Origin of the sequence: Streptomyces sp. NRRL B-24085, from assembly GCF_001282115.1 — a bacterium.
Classification (GTDB): domain Bacteria; phylum Actinomycetota; class Actinomycetes; order Streptomycetales; family Streptomycetaceae; genus Streptomyces.
In genome coordinates this window covers 1-8,689 of record NZ_LJBR01000363.1, presented here as the reverse complement: position 1 = coordinate 8,689, position 8,689 = coordinate 1, and the positions used below count along the sequence as shown (strand labels likewise).

Annotated in this window: 5 protein-coding genes and 1 pseudogene; all 6 read left to right on the top strand. The window is 72.7% G+C overall.

The genetic code is table 11. The features are described from left to right. A pseudogene (locus AOJ26_RS43110) lies at positions 1–155 on the top strand (cobalamin biosynthesis protein); the annotation flags it as partial. Beyond that, the gene (locus tag AOJ26_RS32755) at positions 152–1,663 is read left to right on the top strand and encodes a cobyric acid synthase (RefSeq protein WP_053851999.1); all 1,512 of its coding nucleotides are present in this window, start codon (positions 152–154) and stop codon (positions 1,661–1,663) included. The pseudogene AOJ26_RS43110 and the gene AOJ26_RS32755, both read left to right, overlap by 4 nt. Continuing rightward, entirely contained in the window at positions 1,660–5,316 is a 3,657-nt protein-coding gene (cobN, locus tag AOJ26_RS32750) for a cobaltochelatase subunit CobN (protein ID WP_053851998.1), read from the top strand. Before AOJ26_RS32755 ends, cobN begins: the two co-directional genes overlap by 4 nt. Next, positions 5,313–7,310 (top strand): putative cobaltochelatase, encoded by a 1,998-nt coding sequence (locus AOJ26_RS32745; protein WP_053851997.1) that lies wholly within the window; start codon positions 5,313–5,315, stop codon positions 7,308–7,310. The genes cobN and AOJ26_RS32745 overlap by 4 nt, the downstream gene beginning before the upstream one ends. After that, complete coding sequence (cobO, locus tag AOJ26_RS32740) at positions 7,310–7,909, top strand: cob(I)yrinic acid a,c-diamide adenosyltransferase (RefSeq protein WP_053851996.1); 600 nt, start codon at positions 7,310–7,312, stop codon at positions 7,907–7,909. The genes AOJ26_RS32745 and cobO overlap by 1 nt, the downstream gene beginning before the upstream one ends. Before the next feature lie 7 nt (positions 7,910–7,916). Then, positions 7,917–8,689, top strand: a 773-nt coding sequence (locus AOJ26_RS32735) for a cobyrinate a,c-diamide synthase (RefSeq protein ID WP_107092861.1), incomplete at its 3' end; no start/stop codon positions are given.

Below are 8,689 nucleotides of genomic sequence, written 5' to 3'. Positions count from 1 at the left end.
TCGCCGTGCAGCACCGGCCGGTGCTGCACGGGGAGGGGCGGGCCGTCGCCCCGTACGACATCGAGCGCGCGGCGCGGCTGTCGCGGCGCGTCGGGCTGCTCGCACTCGGCGTCGGTGTCGCCGCGCGGGCCTTCGTGAAGGGGCGCAGCGCATGACGGGCGGAGGACTTCTCGTCGCCGGTACCACCTCCGACGCCGGCAAGAGTGTCGTCACGGCCGGGATCTGCCGGTGGCTGGTGCGGCAGGGGGTGAAGGTCGCGCCGTTCAAGGCGCAGAACATGTCCCTCAACTCGTTCGTGACGCGGGAGGGCGCCGAGATCGGGCGGGCCCAGGCCATGCAGGCGCAGGCCTGCCGGATCGAGCCGACCGCGCTGATGAACCCCGTGCTGCTCAAGCCCGGTGGCGAACAGAGCAGTCAGGTCGTGCTGCTCGGGAGGCCGGTCGGCGAGCTGAGCGCCCGCGGGTACCACGGGGGGCGGCAGCAGAAGCTCCTGGGGACCGTGCTCGACTGTCTCGCCGAGCTGCGGGGCACGTATGACGCGGTGATCTGTGAGGGGGCCGGGAGCCCGGCCGAGATCAACCTGCGGCGGACCGACATCGTCAACATGGGGATCGCCCGCAATGCCCGCATTCCGGTGCTTGTCGTCGGCGACATCGACCGCGGTGGGGTCTTCGCCTCGTTCTTCGGGACCGTCGCGCTGCTCAGCCCCGAGGATCAGGCACTCGTCGCCGGGTTCCTCGTGAACAAGTTCCGGGGTGACGTCTCGCTGCTGGAGCCGGGACTGGACATGCTCCACGCGCTGACCGGGCGGCACACCTACGGCGTACTGCCCTTCCGGCACGGCCTCGGCATCGACGAGGAGGACGGACTGCGCGTCTCGCTGCGCGGGACGGTCCGGGAGTCCGCGGTGAGCCCTCCCGTGGGCGAGGACGTGCTGCGGGTCGCCGTCTGCGCGATCCCGCTCATGTCCAACTTCACCGACGTCGACGCCCTGGCCGCCGAACCGGGTGTCGTGGTGCGGTTCGTCGACCGGCCCGAGGAACTCGCCGACGCCGACCTCGTCGTGATCCCGGGGACCCGAGGGACCGTCCGCGCGCTGGAATGGCTGCACAAGCGGGGGCTCGCCGACGCGCTGCGGCGCCGGGTCGCCGAACAGCGGCCCGTCCTCGGGATCTGCGGTGGCTTCCAGATCCTCGGCGAGCACATCGAGGACGAGGTCGAGTCGCGCCTCGGCGCGGTCGACGGCCTCGGCGCGCTGCCCGTGCGGGTGCGGTTCGCGCGGGAGAAGACCCTCACCCGGCCGGAGGGGGAAGCCCTCGGCGAGCGGGTCGAGGGATACGAGATCCATCACGGGGTCGCCGAGGTCACCGGAGGTGTCCCCTTCCTGGACGGCTGCCGCGTCGGCCAGACCTGGGGCACGCACTGGCACGGCTCGCTGGAGTCGGACGGCTTCCGGCGGGCCTTCCTGCGGGAGGTGGCGGCCGCCGCGGGCCGCCGGTTCGTACCGGCCCCCGACACCTCGTTCGCCGGGCTGCGCGAGGAGCAGCTCGACCGGCTCGGCGACCTGATCGAACAGCACGCGGACACGGACGCGCTGTGGCGGCTCATCGAGTCCGGCGCGCCACAAGGACTGCCTTTCATTCCACCGGGAGCGCCCGCATGAGCACAGTGTTGTTGTTGTCGACCGCCGACACGGACCTGTTGGCGGCCCGGGCCGCTTCCGGTGCCTCGTACCGGATCGGGAACCCGACCCGCGTGGATGTCGAGGGCGAGCTGCCCGCGCTCCTCGACGGCGCGGACATCGCCGTCGTACGGCTGCTCGGTGGCAAGCGGGCCTGGGAGGACGGGCTCGCCGTTCTGAAGGCCTCGGGCGTCCCGACCGTGCTGCTGGGCGGCGAGAGCGTGCCCGACGCCGAGTTGATGGCCGAGTCGTCCGTACCGGCCGGTGTCGTGGCCGAGGCGCTCAAGTACCTCGTCGAGGGCGGCCCCGCGAACCTGGCCGAACTCGCCCGGTTCCTGTCCGACACCGTGCTGCTGACCGGTGAGGGGTTCGTCGAGCCACGCAAGATGCCGGAGTACGGCGTCCACGGCGACCGTGCTGTGGTGGCAGGCCGTCCCACCGTCGGTGTGCTCTTCTACCGGGCCCACGAACTGAGCGGCAACACCGCCTTCGTGGACACCCTGTGCGAGGCGATCGAGGCGAAGGGCGCCAACGCCCTTCCCGTGTACTGCGGTTCACTGCGCGGGGCCGACCCCGGGCTCTACGAGATCCTCGCCGGGGCCGACACCCTCGTCGCCACCGTCCTCGCCGCCGGCGGCACCCACGCCTCGCAGGCCTCGGCCGGCGGCGACGAGGAGGCCTGGGACATCGGGGCGCTGGCCGACCTCGACGTGCCGGTGCTGCAAGGGCTCTGCCTGACGACGTCCAGGGCGGCCTGGGACGAGTCCGACGCGGCCCTGTCCCCCATGGACGCGGCCATGCAGGTCGCGATCCCGGAGTTCGACGGGCGTTTGATCACCGTGCCGTTCTCCTTCAAGGAGCAGGGCCCCGACGACGTCCCGGTGTACGTGGCCGACCCGGAGCGCGCCGCGCGGGTCGCCGGGATCGCCGTGCGGCACGCGAAGCTGCGGCACAAGCCGAACGCGGAGAAGAAGCTCGCGCTGGTCTTCACCGCCTATCCGACCAAGCACTCCCGGGTGGGCAACGCGGTCGGACTCGACACGCCCGCCTCGGCGGTACGGGTACTGGACGCGCTCCGGGACGCCGGGTACGTCGTCGAGGGGTACCCCGACAACGGGGACGAGCTCATCCACCGGCTCATCGAGGCCGGCGGTCACGACGTCGAGTGGCTCACCGAGGACCAGTTGGCCGCCGCTCCCGCGCGGGTGCCGCTCGCCGACTACCGGGCATGGTTCGACCGGCTGGACCCGTCGTTGCGGGAGGCGATGCTGGAGGCGTGGGGCGAGCCGCCCGGCTCGCTGTACGTCGACGGGGACGACATCGTGCTGGCCTCCCTCCGGTTCGGGAACGTCGTCGTGATGATCCAGCCGCCGCGCGGCTTCGGGGAGAACCCGATCGCGATCTACCACGACCCGGACATGCCGCCGTCGCACCACTACATGGCCGCCTACCGGTGGCTGGACCACTCGTTCGGCGCCGACGCGGTCGTCCACATGGGCAAGCACGGCACGATGGAGTGGCTGCCCGGCAAGGGGCTGGGACTCAGCGGGAGTTGTGCCCCGGACGCGGTGCTCGGTGAGCTGCCGCTCATCTACCCGTTCATCGTCAACGACCCCGGCGAGGGCACCCAGGCCAAGCGACGCGGACACGCCACCGTCGTCGACCACCTGGTGCCGCCGATGGCCCGGGCCGACACCTACGGCGACCTCGCCAAGCTGGAGCAGCTGCTCGACGAGTACGCGCTCGTCTCCGACCTCGACCCGACCAAGGCCCCGGCGGTGCGCGCCCAGATCTGGACGCTGGTCAAGGCCGCCGAGCTCCACCACGACCTGCATGTCGACGAGCAGCCGGACGACGAGGCGTTCGACGAGTTCGTCATGCACATCGACGGCTATCTGTGCGAGATCAAGGACGTGCAGATCCGGGACGGGCTGCACGTCCTCGGTGGCGGGCCGGTCGACGAGGCCCGGGTCAACCTGGTGCTGGCCGTGCTGCGCGCCTCGCAGGTGTGGGGCGGGCAGGCGAACGCGCTGCCGGGGTTGAGGGCCTCGTTCGCGGCCCACTTCGGGCTCAGTGAGAAGGAGTTGCTCGCCGAGCCGGGCGCCCCGGTGAAGGTGCCGGTCGAGCTGTCGGACCTCGTCGAGGGTCCTTCCCGTACCGCCGCCGACGCGATCGACCTGCTGGAGCAGCTGTGCCGGCGGGTCGCGGAGGGGATGGAGGCGCGGGACTGGGACGCCTCCCTCGTCCCGGCCGTCCTGCGGGGGGTGCTCGGCGTCGAACTTCCCGACGGCGTCGCCGTGTTGCGGTTCGCCTGTGAGGAGGTCGTCCCGCGTCTGGCCCGTACCACCGACGAGATCGGTCACATCCTCAAGGCCCTGGACGGCGGTTACGTCCCGGCGGGCCCCTCGGGGTCCCCGACCCGCGGTCTGGTCAACGTCCTGCCGACCGGCCGGAACTTCTACTCCGTCGACCCCAAGGCCATTCCGTCCAGGCTGAGTTGGGAGGTCGGGCAGTCGCTCGCCGACTCGCTGGTGCAGCGCTACCTGGCCGACACCGGTGAGTACCCGAAGTCCGTGGGCCTGACGGTGTGGGGCACGTCCGCGATGCGCACGCAGGGCGACGACATCGCCGAGATCCTGGCGCTGCTCGGCTGCCGTCCGGTGTGGGACGAGGCCTCGCGGCGGGTCACCGGCTTCGAGGTGATCGGCCTGGAGGAGCTCGGGCGGCCGCGCATCGACGTCACCGTCCGGATCTCCGGGTTCTTCCGGGACGCGTTCCCGCACGTCGTCGGGCTGATCGACGACGCCGTCCGCACGGTGGCGGAGCTGGACGAGCCGGCCGACCGCAACTTCGTGAAGGCGCACGCCGACGAGGACACCGTCGAGCACGGTGACCGGCGGCGCGCGACGGCCCGGATCTTCGGGTCCAAGCCGGGGGCCTACGGTGCCGGGCTGCTGCCCCTGATCGACGCCCGCAACTGGCGCTCGGACGCCGACCTCGCCGAGGTGTACGCGGTGTGGGGCGGCTACGCCTACGGGCGCGGCCTCGACGGGCGGGCGGCGCGCGGGGACATGGAGACCGCGTTCAGGCGGATCAACGTCGCCGCGAAGAACGTCGACACCCGCGAGCACGACCTGGTCGACGCCGACGACTACTTCCAGTACCACGGCGGCATGGTCGCCATGGTGCGGCACCTGACGGGCGCCAACCCCGAGGCGTACGTGGGTGATTCGGCCACGCCGGACCAGGTGAAGACGCGGACGCTCGGTGAGGAGACCCACCGGGTGTTCCGGGCCCGGGTGGTCAACCCGCGCTGGATGGCGGCCATGCGCCGGCACGGCTACAAGGGCGCCTTCGAGATGGCGGCGACCGTCGACTACCTCTTCGGCTACGACGCCACGGCCGGCGTGGTCGACGACTGGATGTACGAGAAGCTCAGCGCGGAGTACGTCTTCGACGCGGAGAACCGGGACTTCATGAAGAAGTCCAACCCCTGGGCGCTGCGGGGCATCACGGAACGGCTCCTGGAGGCCGCCGACCGCGGACTGTGGGCCGAGCCGGACGCGGAGACGCTGGAGCGGCTGCGGGCCACGTACCTGGAGCTCGAGGGCGACTTGGAGGGTGACGAGAAGTGAGTACCCCGTTTCCGTTCACGGCCGTCGTCGGCCAGGACGACCTGCGGCTCGCGCTGCTGCTGAACGCCGTCTCGCCGGCGGTCGGCGGAGTGCTGGTGCGCGGTGAGAAGGGCACCGCCAAGTCGACGGCGGTCCGTGCCCTGTCGGCGCTGCTGCCCGAGGTCGCCGTCGTCCCCGGCTGCCGGTTCTCCTGCGACCCGTCGGCTCCCGACCCCTCGTGCCCGGACGGCCCCCACGAGCCGGGGCCGGGCACCTCGCGGGCGTCCCGCATGGTCGAACTCCCCGTCGGCGCCTCCGAGGACCGGCTCGTCGGCGCCCTCGACATCGAGCGGGCGCTCGCGGAGGGCGTGAAGGCCTTCGAGCCGGGACTCCTCGCCGACGCGCACCGCGGGATCCTCTACGTCGACGAGGTCAACCTCCTCCACGACCACCTCGTCGACCTGCTCCTCGACGCGGCCGCGATGGGGGCGTCGTACGTCGAGCGCGAGGGCGTCTCCGTGCGGCACGCCTCGAAGTTCCTGCTGGTCGGCACCATGAACCCCGAAGAGGGCGAGCTGCGGCCGCAGTTGCTCGACCGGTTCGGGCTGACCGTCGAGGTCACGGCCTCGCGGGAGCCGGACCAGCGGGTGGAGGTCGTGCGGCGCAGGCTCGCCTACGACGACGACCCGGCCGGTTTCGCGGCGCGCTGGGCGCACGAGGAGGCCGCCGTACGGCAACGGATCGTCGCCGCACGCGAGTTGCTGCCGTCGGTGCGGCTGGGCGACGGGGCGCTGCGGCAGATCGCGGCGACCTGTGCCGCGTTCGAGGTGGACGGCATGCGGGCCGACATCGTGATGGCGCGTACGGCGACCGCGCTGGCCGCGTGGGCCGGGCGGACCGACGTGCTCGCGGAGGACGTGCGGCAGGCCGCGCTGCTCGCGCTGCCGCACCGCAGGCGCCGCAACCCCTTCGACGCACCGGGGCTCGACGAGGACAAGCTCGACGAGACCCTGGAGGAGTTCAGCGGCTCCGACGACGATGACCAGCCTGATCCGGACGGACCCGGCGGGGGTGGCGGGCAGCCGCCGTCGTCGGACGGGCCGCGGTCCGACGGCGGTGGGTCCGGCGCTCAGCCGGAGGCCGGTGAGGACGGCGAGCCGCAGGCGTCCGGGGCCGGTGCCGGCGAGCAGGCCGCCGCACGGGCCTCCGAGCCCTTCCGCACGAAGGTGCTGAGCGTTCCCGGGCTCGGGGACGGCGTCGCCGGACGGCGGTCGCGGGCACGGACCGAGCACGGGCGGACGACCGGGGCGCGGCGGCCCCGCGGGGCGCTCACCAAGCTGCACCTGGCGGCCACCGTGCAGGCGGCCGCCCCGCACCAGCGGGCCCGTGGGCGCTCGGGGCGCGGTCTCGTCGTCCGGCGTGACGATCTGCGGCAGGCCACGCGTGAGGGGCGCGAGGGCAACCTCGTGCTGTTCGTCGTCGACGCCTCGGGGTCGATGGCGGCGCGGCAGCGGATGAGCGCGGTCAAGGGGGCCGTGCTGTCCCTGCTCCTCGACGCGTACCAGCGCCGGGACAAGGTGGGTCTCGTGACGTTCCGGGGGTCGGCGGCGGAGGTCGCGTTGCCGCCGACGTCGTCGGTGGATGCGGCGGCGGCCCGGCTGGAGACCCTGCCGACGGGTGGCCGTACCCCGCTCGCGGCCGGGCTGCTGCGGGCCCACGAGGTGCTGCGGGTGGAGCGGCTGCGGGATCCGGCGCGGCGGGCGCTGGTCGTGCTGGTGACGGACGGCAGGGCCACCGGGGGACCCGAGCCGGTCGCGCTCGCGGGGCGGGCGGCCCGGCTGTTCGCCGCGGAGGGCGTCGCCTCGGTGGTCGTGGACTGCGAGTCCGGGCCGGTACGGCTGGGGCTCGCCGGGCAGCTCGCCGGTGAACTGGGCGGGACCGCGGTGACGCTGGACGAGTTGCGGGCCGACTCGATCGCCGGACTGGTGAAGGACGTACAGAGGAGGGCCGCGTAATGCCGCAGGGACAGCCGAGTGTGGTGCCGGACGACGGACTGACGACCCGGCAGCGCCGGAACCGGCCGCTGGTCGTCGTGCACACCGGGATCGGCAAGGGCAAGTCCACCGCCGCCTTCGGGCTCGCGCTGCGGGCCTGGAACCAGGGGTGGCCCATCGGGGTGTTCCAGTTCGTCAAGTCGGCGAAGTGGAAGGTCGGCGAGGAGAACGCGCTGCGGGTGCTCGGGGCGTCCGGCGAGGGCGGGTCCGTCGACTGGCACAAGATGGGCGAGGGCTGGTCCTGGGTGCAGCGTGATGCCCAGATGGACAACGAGGAGAAGGCCCGGGAGGGCTGGGAGCAGGTCAAGCGGGACCTCGCCGCCGAGACGTACAAGCTGTACGTGCTCGACGAGTTCGCCTACCCGATGCACTGGGGGTGGGTGGACACGGACGAGGTCGTGGAGGTGCTGCGGAGCCGGCCGGGTACGCAGCATGTCGTGATCACCGGGCGGAACGCACCCGAGAAGCTCGTCGGGTTCGCCGACCTCGTCACCGACATGTCCAAGGTCAAGCACCCGATGGACGCGGGGCAGAAGGGCCAGAGGGGCATCGAGTGGTGATGTCGTCGTGAGTTCCCCGTCCTCCGTCCCCCGGCTGGTCATCGCCGCGCCCTCCTCGGGCAGCGGCAAGACCACCGTCGCCACGGGGCTGATGGCCGCGTTCGCCGCGCGGGGGCTCGCCGTGTCCCCGCACAAGGTCGGGCCGGACTACATCGACCCCGGGTACCACGCGCTCGCAAGCGGGCGGGTGGGGCGGAATCTCGACGCGTACCTGTGCGGTCCTGAGCTGGTGGCTCCGCTGTTCCTGCACGGGGCGCGGGGGGCCGACATCGCCGTCGTCGAGGGGGTGATGGGGATGTTCGACGGAGCCGCGGGTGAGGGTGAACTGGCGTCCACCGCCCATGTCGCCAAGCTGCTGCGGGCTCCCGTGGTGCTGGTCGTCGACGCCTCGTCGCAGTCCCGGTCCGTGGCCGCGCTGGTGCACGGGTTCGCTTCGTGGGATCCGGAGGTGCGGGTCGGGGGCGTGATCCTCAACAAGGTCGCGTCCGACCGGCACGAGGCGTTGCTGCGGGAGGCGTTGGAGTCCTCCGGGGTGCCGGTGTTCGGGGTGCTGCGCCGGGTGGAACAGGTGGACACGCCGTCCCGGCACCTGGGGTTGGTGCCGGTGGCCGAGCGGCAGGCGGATGCGGTCGACTCCGTCGCGGCGATGGCGGAGCAGGTACGCGCCGGGTGCGATCTCGAGGGGCTGATGGCGCTGGCTCGGGGTGCCGGTGCGCTGTCGTGTGCGGCTTGGGATGCGGCTGAGGTCCTGGCTTGTCGCGCCGTTCCCCGCGCCCCTGG